This window comes from Sorangium sp. So ce295, assembly GCF_051527405.1.
GTDB classification, from domain to species: Bacteria; Myxococcota_A; Polyangia; order Polyangiales; family Polyangiaceae; genus Sorangium; species Sorangium cellulosum_B.
Genome location: NZ_CP150324.1, coordinates 8464807 through 8488354, shown reverse-complemented (window position 1 = coordinate 8488354; position 23548 = coordinate 8464807). Strand labels below are relative to the sequence as shown.

The 23548-nt window shown below is 71.1% G+C and carries 21 protein-coding genes and 2 tRNA genes; 10 read left to right on the top strand and 13 right to left on the bottom strand.

Annotated elements, in window-relative coordinates:
* Positions 1 to 19: 19 nt before the first annotated feature.
* The 4 genes from WMF11_RS32035 to WMF11_RS32020 form a co-directional block, all read right to left on the bottom strand.
* Positions 20 to 1075 (bottom strand): lipase family protein, encoded by a 1056-nt coding sequence (locus WMF11_RS32035; RefSeq protein WP_437973443.1) that lies wholly within the window; start codon positions 1073 to 1075, stop codon positions 20 to 22.
* A 202-nt stretch (positions 1076 to 1277) separates the two neighbouring features.
* The gene (locus WMF11_RS32030; protein WP_437973442.1) at positions 1278 to 2270 is read right to left on the bottom strand and encodes an N-acetyltransferase family protein; all 993 of its coding nucleotides are present in this window, start codon (positions 2268 to 2270) and stop codon (positions 1278 to 1280) included.
* On the bottom strand, positions 2267 to 2797 hold the full coding sequence (locus tag WMF11_RS32025) for an Lrp/AsnC family transcriptional regulator (RefSeq protein ID WP_437973441.1): 531 nt from the start codon (positions 2795 to 2797) through the stop codon (positions 2267 to 2269). The genes WMF11_RS32030 and WMF11_RS32025 overlap by 4 nt, the downstream gene beginning before the upstream one ends.
* A gap of 55 nt (positions 2798 to 2852) precedes the next feature.
* Entirely contained in the window at positions 2853 to 3089 is a 237-nt protein-coding gene (locus WMF11_RS32020; RefSeq protein WP_437973440.1) for a hypothetical protein, read from the bottom strand.
* On the opposite strand from WMF11_RS32020, the gene WMF11_RS32015 reads away from it, so the two are divergent.
* Together WMF11_RS32015 and WMF11_RS32010 are read left to right on the top strand one after the other, a co-directional pair.
* On the top strand, positions 3088 to 3891 hold the full coding sequence (locus WMF11_RS32015) for a class I SAM-dependent methyltransferase (RefSeq protein WP_437973439.1): 804 nt from the start codon (positions 3088 to 3090) through the stop codon (positions 3889 to 3891). The two genes, WMF11_RS32020 and WMF11_RS32015, sit on opposite strands and share 2 nt — an antisense overlap.
* Before the next feature lie 94 nt (positions 3892 to 3985).
* The gene (locus WMF11_RS32010; protein WP_437973438.1) at positions 3986 to 5188 is read left to right on the top strand and encodes a hypothetical protein; all 1203 of its coding nucleotides are present in this window, start codon (positions 3986 to 3988) and stop codon (positions 5186 to 5188) included.
* Positions 5189 to 5213: 25 nt separating this feature from the next.
* Here the strand turns inward: WMF11_RS32010 and WMF11_RS32005 are convergent, their stop codons facing one another.
* The 8 genes from WMF11_RS32005 to WMF11_RS31970 form a co-directional block, all read right to left on the bottom strand.
* On the bottom strand, positions 5214 to 5753 hold the full coding sequence (locus WMF11_RS32005; protein ID WP_437973437.1) for a DUF6691 family protein: 540 nt from the start codon (positions 5751 to 5753) through the stop codon (positions 5214 to 5216).
* Positions 5750 to 6274, bottom strand: a complete 525-nt coding sequence (locus WMF11_RS32000; RefSeq protein ID WP_437973436.1) for a YeeE/YedE thiosulfate transporter family protein — start codon at positions 6272 to 6274, stop codon at positions 5750 to 5752. Before WMF11_RS32000 ends, WMF11_RS32005 begins: the two co-directional genes overlap by 4 nt.
* On the bottom strand, positions 6271 to 7680 hold the full coding sequence (locus WMF11_RS31995) for an MBL fold metallo-hydrolase (RefSeq protein ID WP_437973435.1): 1410 nt from the start codon (positions 7678 to 7680) through the stop codon (positions 6271 to 6273). Before WMF11_RS31995 ends, WMF11_RS32000 begins: the two co-directional genes overlap by 4 nt.
* Before the next feature lie 159 nt (positions 7681 to 7839).
* Complete coding sequence (locus tag WMF11_RS31990) at positions 7840 to 9906, bottom strand: toxin-antitoxin system YwqK family antitoxin (protein ID WP_437973434.1); 2067 nt, start codon at positions 9904 to 9906, stop codon at positions 7840 to 7842.
* 177 nt (positions 9907 to 10083) lie between these two features.
* Positions 10084 to 12465 (bottom strand): hypothetical protein, encoded by a 2382-nt coding sequence (locus WMF11_RS31985; RefSeq protein WP_437973433.1) that lies wholly within the window; start codon positions 12463 to 12465, stop codon positions 10084 to 10086.
* Between the two features lie 406 nt (positions 12466 to 12871).
* On the bottom strand, positions 12872 to 13048 hold the full coding sequence (locus WMF11_RS31980) for a hypothetical protein (RefSeq protein WP_437542522.1): 177 nt from the start codon (positions 13046 to 13048) through the stop codon (positions 12872 to 12874).
* Between the two features lie 40 nt (positions 13049 to 13088).
* Positions 13089 to 13358: a hypothetical protein gene (locus WMF11_RS31975; RefSeq protein ID WP_437903009.1), complete on the bottom strand. Its 270-nt coding sequence runs from the start codon at positions 13356 to 13358 to the stop codon at positions 13089 to 13091.
* Complete coding sequence (locus WMF11_RS31970) at positions 13355 to 13975, bottom strand: hypothetical protein (RefSeq protein WP_437903008.1); 621 nt, start codon at positions 13973 to 13975, stop codon at positions 13355 to 13357. Before WMF11_RS31970 ends, WMF11_RS31975 begins: the two co-directional genes overlap by 4 nt.
* 50 nt (positions 13976 to 14025) lie before the next feature.
* Here WMF11_RS31970 and WMF11_RS31965 point away from each other — a divergent pair, with 50 nt between their 5' ends.
* The 3 genes from WMF11_RS31965 to WMF11_RS31955 all read left to right on the top strand — a co-directional run bounded on the left by WMF11_RS31965 (position 14026) and on the right by WMF11_RS31955 (position 17947).
* On the top strand, positions 14026 to 15687 hold the full coding sequence (locus WMF11_RS31965; protein WP_437973432.1) for a Ppx/GppA phosphatase family protein: 1662 nt from the start codon (positions 14026 to 14028) through the stop codon (positions 15685 to 15687).
* A 214-nt stretch (positions 15688 to 15901) separates the two neighbouring features.
* A complete protein-coding gene (locus WMF11_RS31960; RefSeq protein WP_437973431.1) occupies positions 15902 to 17380 on the top strand; it encodes a hypothetical protein in 1479 nt (492 codons plus the stop codon).
* A gap of 153 nt (positions 17381 to 17533) precedes the next feature.
* On the top strand, positions 17534 to 17947 hold the full coding sequence (locus WMF11_RS31955; protein WP_437293542.1) for a hypothetical protein: 414 nt from the start codon (positions 17534 to 17536) through the stop codon (positions 17945 to 17947).
* Between the two features lie 49 nt (positions 17948 to 17996).
* Here the strand turns inward: WMF11_RS31955 and WMF11_RS31950 are convergent, their stop codons facing one another.
* Positions 17997 to 19715: an NAD-dependent malic enzyme gene (locus tag WMF11_RS31950; protein ID WP_437979363.1), complete on the bottom strand. Its 1719-nt coding sequence runs from the start codon at positions 19713 to 19715 to the stop codon at positions 17997 to 17999.
* 204 nt (positions 19716 to 19919) lie between these two features.
* Here WMF11_RS31950 and WMF11_RS31945 point away from each other — a divergent pair, with 204 nt between their 5' ends.
* The 5 genes from WMF11_RS31945 (at position 19920) to WMF11_RS31925 (ending at position 23520) form a co-directional block, all read left to right on the top strand.
* Complete coding sequence (locus tag WMF11_RS31945) at positions 19920 to 20987, top strand: protoporphyrinogen/coproporphyrinogen oxidase (RefSeq protein ID WP_437973430.1); 1068 nt, start codon at positions 19920 to 19922, stop codon at positions 20985 to 20987.
* 141 nt (positions 20988 to 21128) lie between these two features.
* Positions 21129 to 22355, top strand: coding sequence for a tetratricopeptide repeat protein (locus WMF11_RS31940; RefSeq protein WP_437973429.1), 1227 nt, complete (start codon positions 21129 to 21131; stop codon positions 22353 to 22355).
* 309 nt (positions 22356 to 22664) lie between these two features.
* Entirely contained in the window at positions 22665 to 22841 is a 177-nt protein-coding gene (locus WMF11_RS31935; RefSeq protein WP_437903002.1) for a hypothetical protein, read from the top strand.
* Between the two features lie 440 nt (positions 22842 to 23281).
* Positions 23282 to 23355: transfer RNA gene (locus WMF11_RS31930), tRNA-Lys, on the top strand.
* A 93-nt stretch (positions 23356 to 23448) separates the two neighbouring features.
* A tRNA-Asn gene (locus WMF11_RS31925) sits at positions 23449 to 23520 on the top strand.
* The last annotated feature ends 28 nt before the right edge of the window (positions 23521 to 23548 follow it).

The following is a 23548-nucleotide window of genomic DNA, read 5'->3' as shown; positions in this document are numbered from 1 at the left end:
CCGTGGCTCGACCTCCCTCTCACGTTCTCTCCAGAACGAGCTCCGACCGGCGCAGACGCAACGATCGCTGGGATACGCTCACGTACCTGTGCGCGGCGTGGTCGTCCGACGAGAACGGCCGCTGCAGTCGGCGGACCAGGGGGAGCCGCTGCTTGACCCAGGCCAGGACGTCCACCGTGGAGCCGAAGGGCGCCGTGCCGGCACGACGCGCGGGCTGCTCCGAGAACACCCAGCCCGCCGCGCTCGATCGGAGCTCGTGACCGAACGGCTCGAACCTCCCGATCGACGGCGGAGGGAACATCGGCACGAGGTCGTTGGCATGGATATGACGGAAGAGGAGGCGTCCGTAAGTGTCCTGACATCTCCGGGCGAAGATCTCGTTTCCGATGCGCGGCTGCCCGTACGTGTAGACGCCGCGCACCGCGTCCCTGATGCCCTCGTGCTCCTTGTCTTCGAAGATCATGGCTGCAGCGAGGGCCGCCAGCGCGCCACCCAGGCCGTGTCCTGTGATGTAGAGCGCCTTCAAGCGGTGCTCGAGGGGCTCGCCGGTCGCGTCGGAGCCTGCGGGGGCGTCCACCGAGACGAGCTCGCCCTTCTCGTCGACGATCGATTGCCCGTTCATCGCCCTCTTCAGACGGCAGGCGATGTAGCGCGCCATCGGCTCGCGGCCGCGGTAGGCGCCGCCCTGCACGGCCTTCCACGCGTGGAGCCGAGCCGGCTCGACGCCGGTGTCGGCCAGCCGATCGCCGGTGTTCGCCGGCTCTGTGCCGCGGAAACACAGGATCGCCGCCGAGCCATCGACGTGCTGGAGGAGCGACGCGCTCGTGCGCGCCGAGACGGCATCGTTGCTCAGCGTGACGGCGTAGCACCGGTTCTCGAACCCGAGGCTGTTCATGACGTCGTGGAGCGCCTGCGGGTCGGCGTACGACCACGCCGACGCGAGCGAGAGGGCATAGGCGATCGTCTCGTCGTACTCCCGCTCGTTCCGCTCCATCTTGCCCAGCAGGTCGAGGGCCCTCCCGCTGGCAGGGGTCCCTTTGCGCTCCTCTCGGCGCTCAACGTTGGTGACGAACATGCTGTGCTGCCGCTTTCTGCGCTCGGTGGGTGCGGCGCTACGGTGCCATTTGCTCCGGACGACCCGAGCCGGCCTCGCCGCGCGAGCCCGCGATGTGTTGAATCCCGAGGCGATCGGTTCGATGACGGTGGGTGCGTTTCCGTGCGCGTTCAGCCGACGCAATTCGGGGTCGTCGAGGGTGATCGCGGGCGCGTGAGTTACCTCACGGCTGCTGGCCGTCGCTTGCAGGGTAAGGAATCGCACGCTGCATCAGGATCACGTCGAGCCAGCGGTCGAACTTGTGCCCGACGTCGCGGAGCAGCCCGGCGTCCTCGAACCCGAGCGCGCGGTGCAGCGCGACGCTCGCCGCCTGGTCTCCGGCGATCTGCGCGATGATCGTGCGGTGGCCGAGCGAGATCGCGCGGCTCACGAGATCGGCGAGGAGGCGGCGCCCGAGCCCCCGCCGGTGGAGGCCATCGCGCACGTAGACCGAGTTCTCGACGGAGCGGGCGTAGGCCTCGCGCGGGTTCCACAGCGAGAGCGAGCCCCAGCCGACCACGGTCCCGTCGCCCTCGACGGCCACGGTGGCGGGGTGCAGGGGGCCGTGCGCCGCGAGCCAGGCGCGGCGCTCCGCCGGGGTCGGGACGGTGGTGGCGAAGGTGCAGGTCGAGCGCTCGACGTAGAACGCATAGATCTCCTCGATCGCCGAGAGATCGGCCTCGGTCGCCAGGCGGATGCGCACGCCGTCGCCTGGCGCCGGGAGCGGCGCGAGGTCGGGCGCGACGAACGCGGCGCGGGCGTCGTCCGAGAGCAGCCGCGCGCGAGAGTAATGGGCGAACAGCGCCTTGCTGCTGCGGTGGCGGTCGAGGAGGCCCTCCGCGAGCTCGTGGACGGCGGCGCCTCGGTGCTCGGCGGCGTGGCGGGCGACGAGCGTGAGCCAGGCGACCGTGATCGTCTCGTGGTAACCGTTGCTCGGCGGGTGCCGCGCGTTGAAGGCCTGCAGGGCCGAGCGCATGCGCGCGAGCGCCCCCTCGGGCCCGTGAGCGCGCACGTAGTGCAGGGCGAGGAGCAGGTGGCGCGCGTGCGAGAAATCGCGCTGCGGGAACGCTGCGTCCTCGACGGCGGCGGCGAGCGCCGCGAGGTCGCGCTCGTCGATCTGGCGTTCGCGACGATCGCGGCGATCGCCGAAGGGCGGCAGTCCGTCGGCGCCGCTCACGGCGCCTCCTTCCGGGCGGCTCCGCGGCCGGGCGCCTTGCGGGGGCGCGCTTCGCCGTCGCGCGCCTCGTCGGACGGCAGCGGCAGGGGCGGGAGGGCGGTCTCCTTGGCGGTGGACAGGACGATCGTCGTGCGCGTGCGCACCACGCCGTCGTGGGCCTTGAGCTCCTGCGTGAGCAGGCGCTCGAGCGCCTCGGTGTCGCGGCAGCGCACCTTGAGCAGGTAGTCCTCGTCGCCGGCGACGTGGTGGCACTCCTGGATCTCGGCCGCGCGCTCGACGGCGCGCAGGAACTCGCCGCGACCGCGCCGGTTCGCGATCGAGACGGAGATGAACGCGGTGAGCCCGGCGCCCACGGTCCGGGCGTCCAGGCGCGCCTCCCACCCCGTGATGACGCCGCGCTCCTCGAGCCGCCGCACCCGCTCGGCCACGGCGGGCGCGGAGAGGCCGACCGCCTCGCCGAGGTCCGCCCACGACCGGCGGGCGTCGCGGGAGAGGAGGTGGATCGCTTTCAGATCGATGGCATCCATGGTTGTTGTCATTGGAAGTGAATGAATGATTGATAAAATTGTTTCGAAATTCAAGTCAGGGCCCTCCCTGAGCCGGCGCATCGGACCCGCCGCCGTCCCTGCCCGCCGCCTTTCGCCGCGCGGCCACGCTGCTCGCGGCGCAGCACCAGAGCAGCATCGCTGCTGGCCCGCGGGCAGCGGCGACCTCGATCTGCCGCGCCCGGGTCCTCGCCGGCGGCGCGGCGCTCCGGCGCGCGGGCCCTGCCAGCGCGGCGCCGGGCGCCAACACGGGCCCTGCTCGGGCGGCCGGCATGACCACCATCAGCCTCTCTCTCGACACCCCCAAGCTCGCCCAGGCCTACGAGCACGGCAGCGACCGGCAGTTCAACCACGGCAAGCTCCTCATCGAAACGCTGGGCGTGCGGCGCGGCCAGCGTGTGCTCGACGTCGGCGCGGGCACCGGCCGGCTCGCCGCTCACGTGGCAGAGATCGTCGGCCCCGAGGGCAGCGTGACGGCCATCGATCCCCTGCCGCTCCGCGTCGACATCGCCCGGCAGAAGGCCCGCGCGAACCTCGCGACCGCGGTCGGCCGCGCCGAGGACCTCTCCGCCTTCGCCTCGAAGAGCTTTGACGTCGTGTACCTGAACAGCGTCCTTCACTGGCTGAACGAAGCCCAGAAGGAGCGCGCCATCGCCGAGGCGGCGCGCGTGTTGAAGCCCGGCGGCAAGCTCGGATTCAGCACGGGATCGCGGGAGAAGCCGCACCAGCTCGAGCCGATCCAGCGCAAGGTGCTGGCCGATCTCGGGAGAGACGCGGAGGGCAATCGCCCGCACAAGCTGACGGTCGACGAGGCTCGAGCGCTGCTCGAGCGCGCCGGCTTCATCGCCGACACGGTGGAGATCCTCACCTTCGTCGACCACGCCGCCGACGTCGACGAGATCTTGAGGCACAGCGGGTCGAGCTCGTTCGGCAATCACCTCTCGCACCTGAGCCCCGAGGAGAAGCGCGAGGTGCGAGCGCGGCTCGCGAAGGAGCTCGAGGCGTTCCGCACGCCGCAGGGCATCCGGCTCGAGCGCAACCTCATCTTCGCGATCGCCCACACGGCAGGCAACTAGCCCGCCCGCCGGCGCCGCTTCAGTCCAGCGTGCCTCGCGCGTGAGAGCTCTGTTAGAATCGGGCGACCATGCGAGGAGAAGAGGGGAAAGGCTCATGTTGCGGCGCGGGCTGAGCGGCGCGGCGGGGTTGCTGCTCCTCGGTGCTGCGGCCTGCGGCACCACCCCCGACGGCCCGGGCGGAGCGACAGGCGGCGCTTCCACGGGAGCTTCGAGCGCCGTCGCGGGCGGCGGAGGCGGCGGAGGCGGCGCGACAGCTGGCAGCGGCGGCTCCGGGGCCGCCGAGCCGTCCGGGGGCGGACAAGCCGGATCTGCCGAGGGGCGTGACTGCGGGACGGCGGGGGAGGTGATCGCGGTGGGCGCGAACGTCCTCGACGAGGCGACCGGGCCCGCGCCCGAGCTGGAGCGCTTGCGTGGCTGCACGCGCTTCCTCGGCACGCTTCATCTGCTGGCCTTGGACGGGCCCGAGACGATCGACGCGCTCATGGATCTCAGGGAAATAGCGGGATCCCTGCTGCTCTACTCGCCTCCTGAGGATCTCGGACCCCTGTCCAACCTGACGCGGATCGAAGGTCGGTTGCTGGTCGTGGGAGCGCCGGAGGCCTTGCGCGGCCTGGAGTCGCTCCAGGTCGTCTCCGGGCTATGGCTCTACCAGAGCGGCTTTGCCGACTTCTCGTGGCTTCCTGCTCTCGCGGAGATCGGCGCCTCGATGATCGCTCGGCGCAACGCGCAGCTGACCGCTGAAGCGCTGGAGTCCTTCGCGACGTCGCGCGTGCGCAGCGGCGCGCTGGTGTCCCTCACGAACGCCGTTCCCAAGGAGCCGCCGGACCCCGATGCCGAGGCGATGGTGTGTGGCCAGCCGGGCGATCTGGCGATCGAGCCCTACACGGGCTTGGCCGGATGCACCCGCTTCCGGGGCTCGATCCACCTGAGCGACGTGACGCCAGGCGTTCTGGAGCCGCTCTCCTCCCTCATCCACATCGACGGCTCGCTGACCCTCTTCCGCAACCACACGGACGACTTCACCGCGCTGCGCAACCTGCGCCGCGTCGGCGCGAATTTTCAGATGCATCTGCTGGAAGGCCCGGGCCTCGAAGGGTTCGGCGCCCTCGCGGAGGTGGGTGAGCTCAGACTCGTGAGCTCGGGTCAGCTCACGAGCTTCGACTGGCTCCCAGCGCTCACCAGCGTTCGTGAATCCGCGCTGGCGGTGAGGGGGGCCCCCCTGTCCATGGAGGCCCTAGAGTCTTTTCTTTCGCGCCTGGACATCGGGGGCGAGACCGCCGTGATGATCCTCGACTGACGCGTCCTCGTCGCGCTCCAATCCATCACGCCACCCGCACGCGGCTGACGAGCGCCGCTGCGCCCGCGAGCCCGGCGAGGCCAGCCACCCAGGGCCAAGGGGACGTCTTCGTCGCCGAAGGGAGGGTGACCTTGCCGAGGTCCGTCTCTTCGACCACCTCCTTGATGTGCGGGTACACGCGGATGAAGGCGAGCGCTCCAGCGACCATCCCGAGCAGCCCGAACATCGCGTCGCGCCGGCCTTCGCCGACGGCGGCGAGGGTCGTGCCGGGGCAATACCCGAGGATCGCCATGCCAGCGCCGAAGGCCACGCCGCCCAGGATCACCGAACGTACCTGGAACGGCTTCACGTCGAGCTCGGTCGCGCCGGCCGCGCGCAGGCCGTGCGTGCCGATCGAGCCGGCGGCCGCCGCGTTCGACATGATCCGCGCAATGCTGCTGTCGCGCAGCAGGAGCTGCTTGAGGATGAGGTCGGCATCCGAGGCCCCTCCTCGCTGGAGAAAGGCGCCGAATGCGGTCCCGGTCGCGAGGCCGAGCACCAGTCTTCCGAGCGAATCCCGCTTCATCGCGCACCTCCTCGAAACAGGAGCTTCGCCGTCAAGACGGAGCTCACGCCCATCGCGACGTCGAACGCGAGGCTCGCCGCCGCGAGCTGCATCGTGCCGCTGATGCCGTGCCCGCTGGTGCATCCCTTGCCGAGCCGCGCGCCGAACATCATCAGGGCGCCCCCGCAGAACGCCGCGGCGTAGCGCTTCCCGCGGCTCTCCCCGAACCGGGCCCGCCACGCGTCCGGCAGCGCGGATCCTCGCGCGCCCGACGCGCGCGAAGCCAGGAACGCGCCAAGGACGATGCCCGGGGCGAGCAGCACCTCCCAGTCGATCTTCGGCGTCGTCTCCCGCTTGGCCACGAACTCGTTCACCCGGCTGGCCTGCGGCGCGAGCCGGCGCGCCAGCGCGCTCGCCGCCGTCTCGAACGCGGACGTCACGCCGAGAGGCCGCTTCGCGGTCCCCATCGCGAACGTCTCCAGCGCTCCGATCGCGAGCCCGGCGATCTCCGGTGCCCAGCGCGCGCTTCCCTGCGAGCTCATCGTCGCGCTCCTTCGATATCCATGGTGGTCACCGTGCGCTCGGGGCCCTGCTTCTTCGGCAAACCGAGCTTCTCCCACGCCGTCATCCCGCCGAGGACGTTGGCGACCTCGGTGAAGCCGCGGCGACGGAGGATGCTCGTCGCGAGCCCAGCGCGATGCCCGACGCTGCAGACGAGCGCGATGCGGCCATGACGGGGCAGCGCGGGCTGGATCTTCTCGAAGTGCTCGTCGAGATATCCCACGTACATGTGCCGCGCGCCTTCGATGTGCCCCTCCGCCTCGAACTCCTGATCATCGCGGACGTCGAGCACCGCGACGGCGTCGCCCGCGTCGTGGAGCTCGCGCGGGGTCATCGTGCCCGTCTTCTCGATGGGCATGCCCGCGTCCCGCCATGCGTCGAACCCTCCGGCGAGCACGCCGGAGACGTGATCGACGCCGACGCGCGCGAGGTGCAGGACCGCCGCCTCCACGTCCGCGGCGCGCGAGACGACCAGGTATACCCGGGTCGTCTCGTCCGCGACCCACCCGCCGAACACCGGGAGCCCGGCGAACCAGAGGTTCAGCGAGCCGGGCAGGTGCCCCGACGCGAACGCCTCGGGGTCGCGCGCGTCGAGCACCAGCCCCTGCTTGGATTCCGACGCGAACTTGTTTGGCGGCAGGAAGGGCACTTCGCCGGGCTTCACGGAGAGCGGCTTGCCCCCTCCGAGGTTCAGCCTCTCCATCAAGCTGAAATAGGGTGGGCGCGGGATGCGCTCCGCGACCTTGGCGCGGGCGAAGTCGTCGGCCGACTTCACGAAGACGGGATTGTAGGCGCGCTCGAGGCCGAGCGTGGAATCATCGCGCTCCGCGATGTCGCCCCCGCAGACCGAGCCGGAGCCGTGGGCGGGCCAGAGGAGCGCCTGATCGCCGAGCGGGACGAGCTTCTCGTGCACCGACGCGAAGAGGAGGCGCGCGTTGTCGCTGGTCTTGTCGCGGTCGGGCAGGTCGGTCCGCCCCGTCTCCCCGATGAACAGCGTATCGCCGGTGAAGACGCCAAAGGCGCGCCCGGGCGCGTCCGGGAGGAACACGGCATAACAGGTGCTCTCGGGCGTGTGTCCCGGCGTATGGAGCGCGCGGACGCGCAGCCCGATCAGGTCGAGCTCCTCGCCGTCCCGCATCCGGATGTCGCTCTGTCCGAAGAGCGGATGATCCAAGCTCACGATCTTCGCGCCCGTCGCCTTCGCGAGGGCGGCAGATCCGATGACGAAGTCCTCGTGGCGGTGCGTCTCGAGGATGAACTTGATCACGAGGTCCCTCTCCCGGGCCGCCGCGAGGACCTCGTCGATGTCCCTCCGCGGGTCCACCACGATCGCCTCGCCCTCGTTGCCGAGCAGGTAGGCGATGTGCGCGAGACCTGGAGTCTTCATCCGGTGTAGATGCATGCGCGGGAGCGGATGCAAGCGAGGCGCCAGGCCGACCGCTGCGAGAGATCGGCGCGACGCGCGAGCTCAAGGGGTCACCCGTCGCGCGCAGGACCGCCACGCCTCGACCTGTCCGCTGTGGCGAGATGGTGCCTGACTCGGCGCTCACGCCGCGCGGATATCGCTCTGGAACGGGGAGACGTTCTCCTGGAACATGAGCCACACGAAGAGGCAGCGCACCTCGAAGTGCTCGTCGGCCGCGATGCCCGCGAGCGTGGGGTCGAGCTCTCCGATGTCGTGCCCTTCCCAGAGGAAGCCCGGTACGCCGCGCACCCGGCTGACGAGCCCGCCGGTCTGCAGCTGGTCGCGCGCGCGGAACCAGCGGGTGAGCGACATGTTGACCGCCGCCGTGAAGTCGGGCCGGTGCGCGATGCGCTCCGGCAACGCGACCTGGTCGAGGCCGGCCGACCAGCAAAGCCAGCAGAGGGCGGCCCACTCGGCTCGGGCCCTGCGCATCAGGAGAGAGACTGGCAGGGCTCCTGGGTCGAGCGCCTCGTCCACGGTGAGCTCGACGGTCTCGACGCCATTCTCGGTCTCCTCGGTCAAGGTCGTCTCTGTCCGCGCGAGCGCCACCGGCCCGTCCGGCAAGAGGTGCGACAGGTCGGGCGGGAGCCACGGACAGGGCTCCGTGCCCGGCAGGCCGCGCTGCACGGCCTCGCGCAGGCGCAGGAGGCGTGTGGCGTAGAGCCGGACCTTCTGCTGAACCTGCTCGATCGGCTGATCGAGCTCGACCGTGACCGATGCGTCGCCGGGCACCGGATCGATGGCCTGGCGCGCCGGCCAGAAAGCAAACTCCGGGTACAGCAGCCGCACGAAGGTCCTGAGGTGCTCGGCCACGGCGGGGGCCTCGGCCTCGACGCGGTCGGCGTCCTCGAGCGCCCCGCGCGTGTCGCCGAGATCGATCCGCAGGAGCGCGCGCGTGATGCAGATCGAGCGGCACTCGGGCACGAGCAGCAGCGCCGCCTCGACGAGCGAGAGCGCAACGCGACGCGAGCCCCGGAAGACGGCGGCGAACATGCGGTAAGCCGCGCTCGGCTCGGCGCCGAGCAAGAGCTCGTCCAGGACGCCGAGCGCGGTCGCGTCGGACGCCTCGAGCAGCGCTCGCCCGCGTTGCTCCACGACCTCGGGTCTCGGCTGCAGCGTCGCGCCGCGCAGGAACTCGGCGAGCCTCTCTCGCTCGCCTCCGCGGGCCGCCGCGCGGGCCGCGGCGCAGCAGGCCTCGCGCGCGCGGCCCTCCTGCAAGAGCTCTCGCGCGAGCGCCCAGACGCGCTCGGCGTCCCACGCCGCGATCTCTTCGGCGAGCGCGGGCGATGCGCCGAGGCTCGCCTCGTCGAGGGCCGCGCCGAGCTCGCGTCGAACCACCGGCGCCCCGTCCGCGTCGAGCCCCGTGAACGCTCCGACCGGGTGACCGTGCGCATACTGGCCGCGCTCCTCGCGCACGCGCCGGTCGAGGTAAGGGCTCGTGTCCGGGTCGGGAAACCAGCGGACGGACGGGCCGTGGAAACGTCCCTGGGGATCGAAGTGCCGCTCCTCGGAAGGGCGGCCCAGCGCGTCGTACCGGAGCTCGCGAACACGCGCGCCAGCGCGGACCTCGATCTCCTGAGAGGGCTTGCCCTCGCGCGTGAAGTAACGGTCGATGAGCGAGGCCGAGGCGTCGTCCTCCTCGCGGACCAGCCATCGTTGCGACCCGTGGTCGTAGTCGGCCTCTCCGGCGACGCCGGCCGGTTGCTCGGGCCAGCGGGAGCCGTCCGAGGAGATCGGGTACCCGTCGCGGTCGTGAAAGACCTGGCGCAGGATGCTCCCTTGCCGATAGCGCGTTCGCAGCTCCCAGGCGCCGGGCGGCACACAGCACGGTCGTAGCCTGAGCTCCGTCGGGGCGTCGCTGCCGTACACAACCACCTCGCCGTCGAGCTCTCCGCCCCGGTAGCGCCCGCGCTGCGCGGGTTGACCGTTCGGGTGGAACAAGGTGAACGGCCCGTCCTTCACCCCGCCCGCGTAGGAGCAGCGCGAGAGCAACGTGCCGTCGCTCGCGCGGTAGACGTCGCACTCGCCCGAGCGGCGGCCGTCGGCGTCGGTCTCCACGAGCTCGAACGTGCCGTGCTCGGGGTCGTACCTGGCTGAAGAAGGAACCGACGGAGGCCGCTCCGCGCCGTGGTGTGCCGTGGAGTCCACGCATCACAGTCTATCGGCTTTCGCGCCGAGAAGGCGGCCCTTCACGCTGATTGCAAAGATCCGCGAAGCGCGGGTCCGGGGCGAGCGGCGCCTGCCTGAGCACCGCTCCGAGCCACGGAAGCTCGACCCTCTCCACGACCGCGGCCAGCGCAGCGGATCGCTGCTGTCTGCGCCGCGCTACTGGTTGGCGGTGTCGCCGGTGCAGATGACGAACTGCGTCGCGCCGTCCAGGGCTGCGCCGTCGCCGGTGAACCGGACCTGGCGGCGCTCTGTGGACGGGCACTTGGCGACGACTTCGTCTCGGCCGAAGCCGAGCCGCGGGTCGACATAACACCACCCGTGCACCTTCTCGCCGCCGACCTCGACAGGCGCAGGAGGCACCGTGTTCTGGCACGCCGCGAGCTCGTCCGGCGTTTTCAGCTGCTCGACCTCGCAGACGCAGTTCCAGCCGTTCACCGCCGCCACCGGATCGTCGAGCACCATCCGCTTCGCGGCGAGGTTCTCGTGGAGCACCTCCCGCCGCGCCGTCAGCCCGTCGCAGCCGCACTTCCCCTCGGCCGTGCTCCGCGCCTCGAGGACCAGGCAGCTGACCTGTCCGCTCTCGTCCGGCTGGAGCGCGCGGGGCAGGCACTGCCCGCCGAGCTTCGTCTTCAGGCGATCGACGATCGCGCCGATCGCCGGCCGATAGCCGAAGTCGAGCCGGTCCTCTTCCGGGAACCTGAGCTGCGCCGGGCACACGGAGCCGACGATGCCCTGCTCCCCGAGGTCCCGGATGAGCTCGAGCTGCCGCAGGCCCGGATAGGCCTTCGCGTTGACCTGGAGGTTGCTGTCGGTGCCGTCGGGGTTGTCCTGGCACAGGGGGCTGTCTCGGTCTTCCGTGCTCTTGCAGTCCCCGCCCGTCACGGGCTCGAGCAACTCGAACGTGCAAGCGTACTGGAGGTCACCGACGCTCGGGTTGGGGTTCCATTCATGGCCGTTGATGGCGTTGGCGTCGTCCGGCGAGTCCGGGCCGGCGATGCGCGTCCCGGTGATCGGGTTCTCGCCATCGCGGGGGAGCGGCGACTCGATCATGTGGGGATCGCCGGGGCTCCGGCGCGACTTCGGATCTCCGAGGATGATGTCCCAGGTGCTCGCGAAGCTCGCGCTGGGAGCGTTCAGCTCCTTGGCGCTCTTGAAGCCGCCGACGCGGTTGCCGTCCTGGTCCCTGCCTTCCCGGAGATCGGGCTGACCGGCCTCGTCCTGGCGCGCGATGTCCTGCCACGGGACGCCCACGAGGCCCGCGAAGAACACGTACTCCGGCGGACGGTCCGCGCTGTTCTCGTCGTCCGGGTCGAGATCCGAGAAGATCGGGTTGTCGACGAGATTGCCCTGGTGATCCTGGATCCGTTTCTGCGTGAGCGCGTCCCTGTAGCGGTCGATCGGGTAGAGCAGATCGATGCCGAACCGGCGCTTCTGGTCGAAGCAGCGCAGGTTGTGCGGATCCTCGGTCTTCGTGAGCACACGGAGCTGGCCGTCCGGGCCGCAGGTCTCCTCGTCCAGCGGGCACTCGCCCCTGTCCGACCCGCAGGACTTGCAGCACGGGTCGTCCAGGCCCTTGTCCGAGCACTCCCTGCGCGGAGGGAACATCCGGAACTCCTCCTTGTGGCCGTCTGGGTATTCGGTCAAATTCCTCGCGACCCAGAAGGCATTCCCTCCCTCCTTGATGGAACAGTCGTTCTCGTCCGACAGCATGATGATCGCGAGGAGCGAGTCTGGCCGCAGGAACGCCTTGCGCTGATCCAGGAGCTCCTTGTCCACGCCGCGCCGCTCCGCCTTGCCGTTCACCACCTCGAGGGCCTCGTAGGGCGCGGGGTCCACGAGGAAGCGGTACCAGCTCTCCAGCTGCGACTCGTAGCCGCAGCCGGTGTCGGCCACTCCTCTGACCATGTTCGTCAGCGTCGGCACCAGGCCGCGCCCCGCGCCGTCGTCGAGGATCGACTCGCCCGCGGGGCTGAGCTTCTGCTCTGGATCCCAGGCGAGGAACCCCAGATTCTGGTAGGTCGGCGGGTCGTTGTCTGCGTCGTTGTGGTCGTCCCTGTCGCTCCGGGCGATGAGGTGTCCCTTGTCGTTGTTGAAGACGAGCGGTCCCTCGGGGCACGAGTCCGCGCCATGGCTGCCGAGGCTCGTGCTGATGATCCCGATGTGGATGTCGACGACGGGCTCGAACTCGCGCTCCATGCCGCTCGGGCAGCTGCCGTCCTCCCTCGGCGGGGACGACGTCAGGGGGTCCAGCGGATCGATGCACCGGGGGTCGACCAGGCGCCTCACGAGGTCGGGCACGGCCAGCGCGAGGATGTCCTGTTTGTCCTTCATCGACCCCGAGTTGTCGATGGTCAGGAGGAGATCGATCTTGTCGACGCGCCGTGGGAGCCGCTCGACGACGGTGCCAGTCGTGCGCGTGTCCTGATGGGCTATCGGGCGGCTCAGGCACCCCGGGAGGAGTGATGTGCCGCCGACGACGAGAGAGCACAAAAGCGACGCTGCCGCGCGGGCAGCGCGGGACGGAGGACGAGCGGGCATGGATCCTTCCTTGCGCGAGAGATGGAGTGGGCCCTTTCGCGCGCCATGCGCGCGCGGAGCCGGCGCGCCCGTCTCGCGCGGAGTGGGTGACAGGCCGCCTGGCTATCGCGTATCAGACGCCGAGAGGGGGCGTTCTCTTGGCTACGTGGCGAGATGAGCGCGACCCCATCACGAAAATCCACGACCCATGGAGAGACCGCGGTGCGGTGGCCGCGTCGCACAGTGGCGGCACATCCGCCGTAGCGGCTCGCGTCACGGGCGGCACAGCCGCCATCGCGGGCGGAGGCGCCGCCGCCTCGTCGGGAGCGGAGGCGGCCTGCGCCGGCATGAAATTTAGTGAAAAATTATGCGTGGGAAGGAATCGTGAAGGCCGGGCGCCAGGGCGTCCTCGGCCGGCGGCGGGAGCTCAGCTCTCGGCGGAGGCGGCCGTCTCGGCGCCGGCGACGAGCGGCGCGTACTGCGCGAGGAACTTGCTCCAGCGCTTGTGCTTGCGGCCGGGCTTCCGGGAGCTCTGGGTGCTCCGCTCCTGCTTCTGGGTGACCTTGAGGGTGAGGTGCTGGTGCTGGCGCGTAGGGCGTTGCATGGCGGCGGATGCTGCTCGAACGCGCCCCGCTCCGCAAGCCTCAACGCGACGGAGCCCGCGCCTGCTCGCTTCGTCCGTCGCGCTCCGTCCCCAGCCGGCCGAAGCTGTGGATCCCGTAGATGAGCACCAGGAGCGCGAGCACCGTGAGCCCCATGCCCGCGTCCGACGGCCCGACGCCGACCAGCGCGAGCCCGGCGACGAGCAGCAACCCCCCGCCGCCGAGCGCGCGTCGCGCGCGCTCCTCGGCGGCGTCTCGCTCTCTCCTGTGCCCCCGGCGGCGCGCCGGCCCGCCCTCCTCGCGCGCGCTCACTGGAACTTCTGCGTCCGCGCGTAGGTGATGAAGTCCTGCACGTCGCGCGTGAGCTCGCGCTCGGCGGTGATCGTCGTGCGCTCGTGCGACTCGCCGACGAGGTCGTCGTAGAGGTAGTTCTGCTGGTAGAGGAGCACGAGGCGAATGGCCCCGTCCGGCCCGCCGCGGACGATGCGCAGCTTCTCGTCCCGGCCGTTCGGCGGCGGGATCGCGGCGCCGAGCGCCTGGGCGTCCTCCTCGGTCACGTAGACGACGCCGTACGCGCGGCTCTGCACGCCGACATCGACGCGCACCTTCTGCCCGCTGGTCAGCTCGACCTCGCGCCCGCGCGCCGGCTGCGCGCCCTCGTGCGCCATCGCGCGGCGGATCACCTCGATCGCCCTGCGCTCGTCGAGGGCGCGCAGCGGGTTCGGCGCGCGCGCCTCGCCGCCGCTGCACGCCGCCAGCGCGAGCGCCGCGGTCGCGATCCCCAGCGCGAGGCGCGCCGCTCGTCGCGCGCCGCCGAGGAGACGGCGCGCGTCCAGAGCCTGCCCGGGCGCGGGCGCGAGCGCTGAAGGTCGATGCGGAAGGGGGCCTAGATGGGGAGCCCCCGAGCCTTGATGAAGCTTCCTCGACATGAGCGGCATGAGAGTAGCCAACCGCCCGGAGCTTCGCTACTTCTCCCGACATGGCGCGGCTCGCTGCGATCGACATCGGATCCAACGCCATCCGGCTTCGCATCGTCGACGTCGATCCTCCGGCGCTCGGGGCGTTCGGGGCCGGCCGGGATCCGGCGCTCGCCGGGGCCGCGACCGGGGCGCCCGACGCGCCGCGCTTCCACCCGTTCCGCGATGTCCATGCGGATCGCGCTTCGGTGCGTCTCGGGCACGACGTGTTCACGAAGGGCCGGCTCGAGTCGGGGGTCATCGGCGCCGCCTGCGAGGCGCTCCGGCGCTTCCGCACGGCGATGGATGCGGCCAAGGTCGACCGCTACCGCGCGGTGGCGACGAGCGCCGCGCGCGAGGCCCAGAACGGCGACCTCTTCGTCGAGCGCGCCGCGCGGGAGGCCGGCGTCCACATCGAGGTCATCGAGGGGATCGAGGAGGCGCGCCTCGTCCAGCTCGCCGTCCGCGAGCGCGTCGCGCTCGGCGAGCGGACCGCGCTCCTCGTCGACATCGGCGGCGGCTCCACCGAGCTCACGCTGCTCCGCGGCCGCGGGGCCGTCTTCTCGCGCTCGCTCCCCGTGGGGACGGTGCGGATGGTCGAGGCCTTCCTCGAGGATCGCCGCCCGGTCGACGCGGGGCACCGGCGGCTCGTCGAGGAGTACGTCGATCGCGTCATGGTCGAGGCCACGCGCGAGATCGTGGAGCTGCTCGGCGAGGGATCGGGCTCGGGGATCGATCTGCTCGTCGGCACGGGCGGCAACATCGAGACGCTCGCGGATCTCTGCCCCGCGCCGGCCGGGTCCGCGGAGGGGCGGGCGATCGACGTCGGCGCGATGTCCCGCCTGCTCGACGAGATGGCGTCGAAGACGCCCGAGGAGCGCGCGCAGATCTACGGCCTGCGCCCGGACCGCGCCGACACCATCGTCCCCGCGGCGACGATCCTGGGCCGCATCGCCCGGGCGTTCGCGCAGCGGGTCATCGTCGCTCCCGGGGTCGGGCTCAAGGAGGGCGTTCTCGTCGATCTCGCCCACGCCCACTTCCTCGGCCCCGACTTCCGCGGAGAGGCCGCCGCGGTCAGCGACGCCTGCGTCCGGCTCGGCCGCCGCTACCACTTCGACGAGAAGCACGGCGCGCTCGTGGCCCGCTTCGCCGAGCGGCTGTTCGACGACCTCGCCCCGCGCCATCGCCTCGGCCAGCGCGACCGGATCCTCCTGCGCGCGGCGGCCCTGCTCCACGACATCGGCGACTTCGTCCGCTACGAGGGGCACCACAAGCACAGCTATTACGTCATCGCCCACAGCGACCTCATGGGCCTGACCCCGGAGGAGCGCGCGATCGTCGCGAACATCGCGCGCTACCACAGGAAGTCGCCGCCCAGCATGGATCACGACAACTTCCGCGCGCTCTCGCGCGACGCGCGCGCCAAGGTGAAGGCCATGGCGTCGATCCTCCGCGTCGCCGACGCGCTCGATCGCGAGCACCGGGCCAAGGTCGCGGAGGTAAGCGGCCGCATCGAGGGCGACACGCTGGTGATCGAGGTGCAGGGCGCGGAGGACCGGGCGCTCGAGGAGTGGACGGTCGTCGCGAAGGCGGGGATGCTGCGCGACGCGCTCGGCCTGGAGGTGCGGATGGTCGACGCCACGCCGAGGTCGCGCCCGCCTCCGGCCGCGAGCGCGGGCGGATGACGCGAGGCACCGCCGCGCTCGCGGCGGCTGACGCGAGGCTCCGCTGCGCGCGCTGGCGGGGTCGACGCCCGAAAAAGGCGCCATGGCCTTTGCGTGGAGCCCTGCGGGCCACCATGAAGCTCGGCACGGGGGAGGTCCTGCCCCCGTGGACGAGCGCGGCGATGCCGTACCGACGGGCGCGGCTGCGCCGCCGTGGAACAGGGGCGAGCGACCGTTGACGCTGAAATCTCCGAAGCTGATGGAGGCCCGCCGCGCCGCCGGCGTCCTGAGGTCCGCCCTGCGCGGGCACACGGGCGATCTGACGCTCGCCGACGCGTCGGCGAAGAGCGGCCTGCCGCTGCGCGACGCGGAGAGCGGCCTGCACCTGCTCGTCAGCGAGCACCGCGGGCACCTCAAGGCGACGTCCGAAGGTGAGCTGCTCTTCCGCTTCCCGTACGGCTTCACCAAGCCGTGGGAGACCCGCACGCGCCTGACGCGCGCGCTCCAGGCCGTCCTCCGGGCCGCCGCCGGCGTGGCCCGCTTCGTCGTGCGGGCGTGGATCGCGATCGTGCTGATCGCGTACGTCGTGATCTTCGTCGGGATCCTGATCGCCCAGCTGTTCGCCCGATCGAGCAGCGACTCGCGCAATCACGACGGCGTCCCCGGATCGTTCGCCGGCTACTTCCTCTTTCGGCTGGTCCTCGACGCGATCTTCTGGACGTTCCACCCGTTCTCGCCGTTCGTGTGGACGGCCGAGCCGGCGTGGTCCTCGTCGCATGGCCACCGCGGGGCGTTCGGGCAGCGACGCGACGAGACGCCCTTCTACGAGAAGGTGAACCGGTTCTTCTTCGGCCCGACGCCGGCGCCGCGCGATCCGCTCGAGGCCGAAAAGCTCATCCTGGCCGAGATCCGCGCGCAGCGGGGCCGGATCGGGCTCGCCGACGTGATGCGCGTGACGGGGCTCTCGCGCGACGAGGCGGATCCGATGATGGCGCGGCTGATGCTCGACTACGACGGCACGGTCGACGTCTCCGAGGAGGGGGGCATCGTTTACCGGTTCGAGGCGATCCGGCGGACGGCCGCGGAGGCGCCGGCGCGGGCGCCCGCGCCGGTCTGGGCGGAGCGCGAGGAGCTGCCTCCGCTGACCGGGAACGGGCCGGGGATGAACGCGCTCATCGTGGCGCTCAACGGGTTCAACCTGCTGATGAGCCTCTACGCGCTCGGGGCCCACCTGACGCTGGACAACCTCGGGCTCCTGGCGCGGGGCGTCCCGATGGCGGAGCTGCCCGCCACGGGGACGGCGGTCGCGCTCGGGGTGGTGCCGCTCGTCTTCTCGCTCGCGCTCTTCGCGCTGCCGCTCGGCCGGGCGCTCCTGCGCCCGCTGAAGCAGCGGAGGCTCGCCCGGCGGAACGGCCGGCGGGCCGTGCTTCGGGCGATCCTTACCCGCGTCGGCGCGCGGCAGGGCCGGGAGCCGATCACGGAGGCGGTGCTCCAGCGGGCGTGGCAGGACGCGGCGGGGGAGCCGCCGCGCTCGGAGGAGATCACCCGCGAGGTGGTCGCCCTCGGGGGCGACGTCGACCTCGAGGCAGGCGAGGGGATCCGGTACCGCTTTCCCGATCTGGAGACCGAGGCGAAGGCCCTCGAGGCCGAGCGGGAGGCGGCCTCCGAGGAAGAGGCGCGCGCCGGGAAGGTGATCTTCTCGTCCGACGCGTGAGCGCCGTCGCAGACGGTTTTTTCTGTGGTGCTTGATGAGGGCGCTGACAAAAACCGTCGATGGCGTGTGCGCGCGTACGGAGCCGCACCGCACCGAAGCGCCGTTCATTGACGCGCTCTGGTCTGGACGTCTACGTTAGGGTGAATTTCGCTCATGTACTCCGTTGACAACAGGGCCGGTCGTCTCATCGAGGTGAGGCTCGCATCACCGCTCCCGACTGGCGAGGTCGACGCGTGCATCGCCCGGATCCAGGGCGTCGTGACCCAGAACCGGCACGGCGCTGTTGTCTGCATCGAGCTGCTCCAGGTCGACGTGCTCGCGCCCGAGAGCGCGGAGAAGTTCCTGGAGATGATGCGGGTCCAGAACGCCACGGTGCACCGGACGGCCTACCTGCTGCCGGTGTCGAACGCGATCCTGGGGCTCCAGGTCGAGCGCCTCATCCGGGACGCGCACAACTCGAGCCGAAAGGCGTTTCGCGACACCACCTCGCTCGAGGCGTGGCTCGTCCCGGTGATGACGATGGTGGAGGCGCAGCAGCTCCGGAAGTTCCTGTCCCAGCTCGGCTGAGGTGGCGCCGCCCGCGGCGCGCGCCGCGGGCGCCCCGCCGCGCCAGGCGCTAGCCGCGGACGAACGGCAGGTACTTCGGCTGCCAGAACCGCGCCTTCACATAGGCCTCGACGTTCCCGCGGTCGACCTTCTCGCTCCTCGCGACGCCGTCCTCGAACGCCGCCCGGATGACCGCGATGGCGACGCGCGTGGAGACCTCCTGGAGCTCCTCCACGGGCGGGTAGATGAGCCCCTTGTCGAGGTGCTTCTCCGCCGTGTAGTCGACGAGCGCATACGCCGCCGCGAGCACCATGCCGTCCGTGATCTCGCGCGCGTCGGACAGGATGGAGCCGAACCCGAGCCCCGGGAAGATGAAGGCGTTGTTCCCCTGGCCGATGGGGATGGTCCTGCCGTCGACCTCCACGGGCGGGAAAGGGCTGCCGGTCGCGACGAGCGCGCGGCCCTCGGTCAGGGCGAGGATCTCCTCGGGGAGCGCCTCGCAGGAGCTCGTCGGGTTGGAGAGGGCGAAGATGACCGGCCGCGGGGTGTTGGCGGCCATCGCCTTGATCACGGGCTCGCTGAACGAGCGCGGCTGCCCGGACAGCCCGAGGAGCACGGTCGCGCGCGTGTTCTCGAGGGTCTCGAGCAGCGTCGGCACGGCCCCGGCCTTCTTCCATGCGGCGATCTTCCCCGGATCCTGCGCGAACTTGCGCTTGTACTCCTCCATCGGGCGGTCCTTCGCGAGCAGGCCCTTGGAGTCGAGGACGAAGATGCGGGCGAGCGCCTCGTCCTCGGTGAGCCCGTCGCGGAGCATCCCCTGGCAGATGGCCCAGGCGACGCCGACGCCGCCCGCGCCCGCGCCGTGGATGACCACCGATTGATCCCTGAGCCGCTCGCCGCGCAGCCTGCACGCGGCGACCACGCCCGCGAGGGTGACCGCCCCTGTCCCCTGGATATCGTCGTTGAAGGAGGGGATCACCTTCCGGTACCGATCCAGCACGGAGAAGGCGGCCTCCTTGGAGAGGTCCTCCCACTGGATGACGGCGCGGGGGCAGCTGCTCTTCACGGCGTCGACGAACCTGTCGAAGAAGTCGAAGTAGGCGTCGCCGCGCAGGCGGCGCTGGCGAACACCGAGGTAGAACGGGTCCTCGATGAGATCGGCCCGGTCGGTCCCCACGTCGAGGACAACGGGCATCGTGTGGAACGGGCTCACGCCGCCGCCCGCGGTGTAGAGCGCGAGCTTGCCGATCGGGATGGCGAGCCCGCCGTAACCCTGGTCGCCGATGCCGAGGATCGCGGAGGAGTCGGTCGCCACGATCATGCGCACGTCCTCCCACGGGAAGCTCGCGAGCACGCGCTGGGCGCGATCGATGTTCACAGGAGAGAACGAGACGCCGCGCGCGCTCTGATAGAGGAAGTTGAACTGCTGCACGGCCTCGCCCACGGTCGGCGTGTAGACGATGGGCAGCATCTCGCCGAGGTGACGATTGAGCAGCGCATAGTAGAGGATCTCGTTGCGCTCCTGGAGCGCCCGCAGATACTGATACTTGGCGATCGGCGTCGGCTCGCGGCGAAACCCGCCATAGACGCGGGCGAGCTGCTGTTCCATGGTGTTGACCTGCGGCGGGAGCAGCCCGTCGAGCCCGAGGTTCACGCGCTCTTCCGGCGTGAAGGCCGTCCCCTTGTTGGTCATGACGAGCCTGAGGAGGGCGATTCCGTCGAAGTACACCTCCATGTACTCGCGGCCATAGGCGTCTCTCTTGACGTCGAAATACTTTGAGATCCTCACCATGGAGGCATTCTAAACCGACGCGCGCGCGCCGGCGAGCATTCCTTGACCGCTTGAGCGCGTGAGCGGGCGAACTCGGGTGGTTGCCGGCCGGTGAATGGAGTGTTTCTCACAGGGGTATCACCGACGGGCGAGCCCGGGCGGATCTTGCTCGCCGGATGCAGTGCTTCTCACATTGTTATCGCCTCGTGGTATAGAGGCGCGATGCGACGCATTGCCGTCATTGGAGGCGGTCTGGCCGGGTGCATCGTTGCGTTCCGGCGGGCGATGGCGGGCGATCAGGTGACGCTCGTCGAGGCGGCTCCGCGGGTCGGCGGACAGCTCTGGACGGAGCGGGCCTCGGGCTTCGTCGTCGAGCTCGGCGCCGAGGGGTTCATCGCGCGGAGCGAGGCCGTCCCTGGGCTGGCGAGCGCGCTCGGTATCGCCGGCGATCTCGTCGGTCAGGAGACGCACCGGTCGTTCGGCTTCGACGGCGTCGCGCTGCGGGAGCTCGCGCCGGGCGAGGCGGCGGAGTTCCTCGGCTTCCAGGTGCCGCGCGACGAGCTCGGCAAGGGGATCCGGACCTTCCGCCTCGGCATGGCGCAGCTGACCGAGACGCTCGCGCTCGCGATCGCCGGGCGCGTCGAGGTGCGCTCCTCCGCAGCCGTCGCCTCGCTCGCGAAGGTGGCCGGGGGCTTCCGCCTCGCGCTCGCCGGAGGGGCCGAGATAGACGCCGACGCGGTCGTCCTCGCCACCCACGCCGCCGGCGCGGCCGCGCTGCTCGGAGAGGCGGGGCGGGCGCTCCGCGACGCCGAGACGCTCTCCAGCGTGACCGTCTCGCTGGCGTACCCGCGCGCCGCGATCGAGCATCCGCTCGACGGCACCGGCTTCGTCGTCGCCGCGGGGCACCAGGCGCACGGCTTCCGCGCGTGCACGTTCACGACCTCGAAGTTCGCCGATCGCGCCCCCGCCGGCCACGTCACGCTTCGCCTCTTCTTCCGCCCCGATCCGGCGGACCTCGAGCAGATGGGCGACGACGCCTGGACGGCGCGCGCCGAGGCCTCGCTCGCGCGCGTGCTGCGCGTGCACGGGCCCTCCGAGCGCGCGTGGGTCTCGCGCTGGTCGAGCGCGCTCCCGGTCTCCACTCCTGCGCACGCGGCGCGGGTCAGAGAGGTCGAGCACGCCCTCGCCGGCAGCGGCGTGCTCCTCGCCGGATCGGCGTTCCACGGCTCCGGGATCGACGCCGCCGTGCGCTCCGCCGAGGTGGCCGCGGAGCGCGTCGGCGCCCTGTAGAGCGCCGTCGCGCTCCGGTGCGACCACGCACGAGAGACGCCCCGTCCTCCAAAAAGCTCGCCGACTCGGGCGCGAGGAGCGCGGCCTGCCGGCGTCGATCCGCGGTGACAGGCTCGATCCGGACGGGCGAGGATGGGCACCATGACCACCGACATCACCGGCTGTCACCGCACGCGCGAAATCGAGAGGCGCCTCGCGCTCGGCTTCATCGCGGCGTGCGTCGCCGCGGGCTGCCGTGACCAGCCGCCGCGACCGACCGCCGAGAGCGCGCCGCCCGTCGCGGCGAGCTCACCGGCCGCCGTCGCGTCGGCGAGCAGCGCTGCGCCGCCGGCGCCGTCGGCGTTGCCCGCCCCGAGCGCGCGCCCGCTCACCGAGAAGGAGAAGCAGGCCCTCGCCACGTACAAGGCCGCGCTGGCCAGAGGCCGGCTCGCGACCAAGAAGCGGGACTTCAACGCGGCCATCCAGGCGTTCTCCGAGGCGATCGCCGCGGACCCGAGCGACGCGCGGGCGCTCGCGGAGCGAGGCTTCGCGCACCTGACGGCGGGCGACAGCGAAGCGGCGGACCACGATTTCGACGCGGCGCTCGCGGGGGCGGGCGATCCCGAGCTGCGCTCCCAGATCTGGTTCAACCTCGGGCTCCTGCGCGACAGGGCGGGCGACGCCGAGGCGGCCCGGGTCGCTTATGCCAACGCGCACCTGCTCAAGCCCTCGGCGGCGACGCGCGGCAAGCTCGCCGGCAGATCGACGTGCACCGTGGAGGTCCGCAAGGCCGACCTCGAGGGCGCCGAGCTCGTGAAGGGGTGGACCGAGCTCCTCGCGCGGATCGGCACCGCCGAGCAGGCGCCCCGCGAGGCGACGAGCGAGGCCGCGGCGCGAGAGCGCCTGTGCAGGCCCGACTCGAGGTGGGCGGACAGCCCGTGCACCGGCGGTCCGCCGTGGGTCTTCCCTCGCGACTACATGATGTACGTGCACCACAGCAACCATGTGGTCTTCCCCCGCAAGCCGGACGGGTTCCTGGTCGTGAACGGCGGTCATTCGGGGGGCTGGCCCGCGCACTGCCATGGGACACGCAGCGTGAGCGGCTCGGTCGAGGGGGAGCTGCTCGTGCTGGAGAGCTCCTTCAACGGCGCTGGCGCGGTCTACGACGGAGAGGTCGATGGCGAGATGCGCTGTCGGGACGGCGCGAGCTACCGCGAGCGGACGTTCTATGACGCGCGCACCGGCCGGGCGATCGTGGCGCTGCGCTGGCCGGATGGGGGCGAGGCCGTCGTGAAAGTGCAGGGCGGTCAGCTGGTCGTCTCCGGTGGCGGCTGCGACGAGCGAGTCCGGCTCGGCGCCAGCGTCGGCGACAACGTCAGCACGAAATAGGCCACGAGGTGCGCTGCGCGCGGTCGCCTGCTGCCGTCGCCCCTGGCTCAGGAGGCCTGAGCGCCGCCGCGGGTCGCGCCTGACGCCCGCGGCATATCAGGTCCAGGGCGGGCGCCGGCAAAGGGAAGATGGAAGATGGAAGATGGCGCGGTTCTTCGATTGCACCGACCGCGCTCGGACCGGCGAGCGCCGAGGGAGCGCGCCAATGGTGAAGGCGTTGAAGGCGGCGAAAAAAGAATCGACTCGAGGAACTTTTCTGTTGCGCAGCCCGTCCAAGGGGAGTACTTAATCCGAACACGAGGATTCGCCATGTTCAGCCGCCGCGACAACCTGCAGCTCGTCACCATCCTGTCCAAGTCGGGAACGCCCGATGCGGCCATGGCATGGGATCGCCTGCTGGGTGGTGAACATTGGGCGCATAATCCAGGCTACCCTTGCAGCCTCCGTCCGTCGCGGAAGCTCGGTAACCCGGAGAATAGCGCCTAGAGGCAGCTAAGCACGCGTCGATCGACGACGTTCGCGAAGGCCGCCTCGGGAAACCCAGGCGGCCTTCGGCGTTCTGGGGGCTTGTGGGCTGTCGGCTCGTTGCGGCTATCGGCCCGCTCGTGGGCTGGAGATCTGCTGTGGGCTGTCGGCCTGCCGGTGGCTGGAGATCTGCTGTGGGCTATCGGCCTGCTGTGGATCGCGGGCTGCCGGCGAGTCGAGGAGATGAGTTGTCTTGCGCGCGGCGCGCGACGTCGTCGCGCGCTGGGGTGGGGGAGTTGCGCCCGGAGAAAGGAGGCGCGGCATTGAATGCGCTGGGAGCATTCGATTCGAGGATGAGCGCCGCGGCGCGCGTTCACGGCGCCGGGTAATGCTTACGCGGAATGGTCGACGTGGTTTGGCTTGCTGACACGGCAGGCCATGCGGAGGTGTGCCCTCCGCGCGGACCCGTAGCTCAGCTGGATAGAGCAGCCGCCTCTTAAGCGGACGGTTGGAGGTTCGATTCCTCTCGGGTCCACCTGTCCTCGCCGGCGCAGCCGCGCCGGCGTCGGGGACACCTGATCTGTGACAATCCAGGATGATGAAGTGGAGGCGCGTTGCGCCTCCATGTTCCGGTGTAGCTCAATGGTAGAGCGCCCGCCTGTTAAGCGGGTGGTTGGAGGTTCGATTCCTCCCGCCGGAGCCGCGCCCCCATCGCGGGAGGCAGGCCC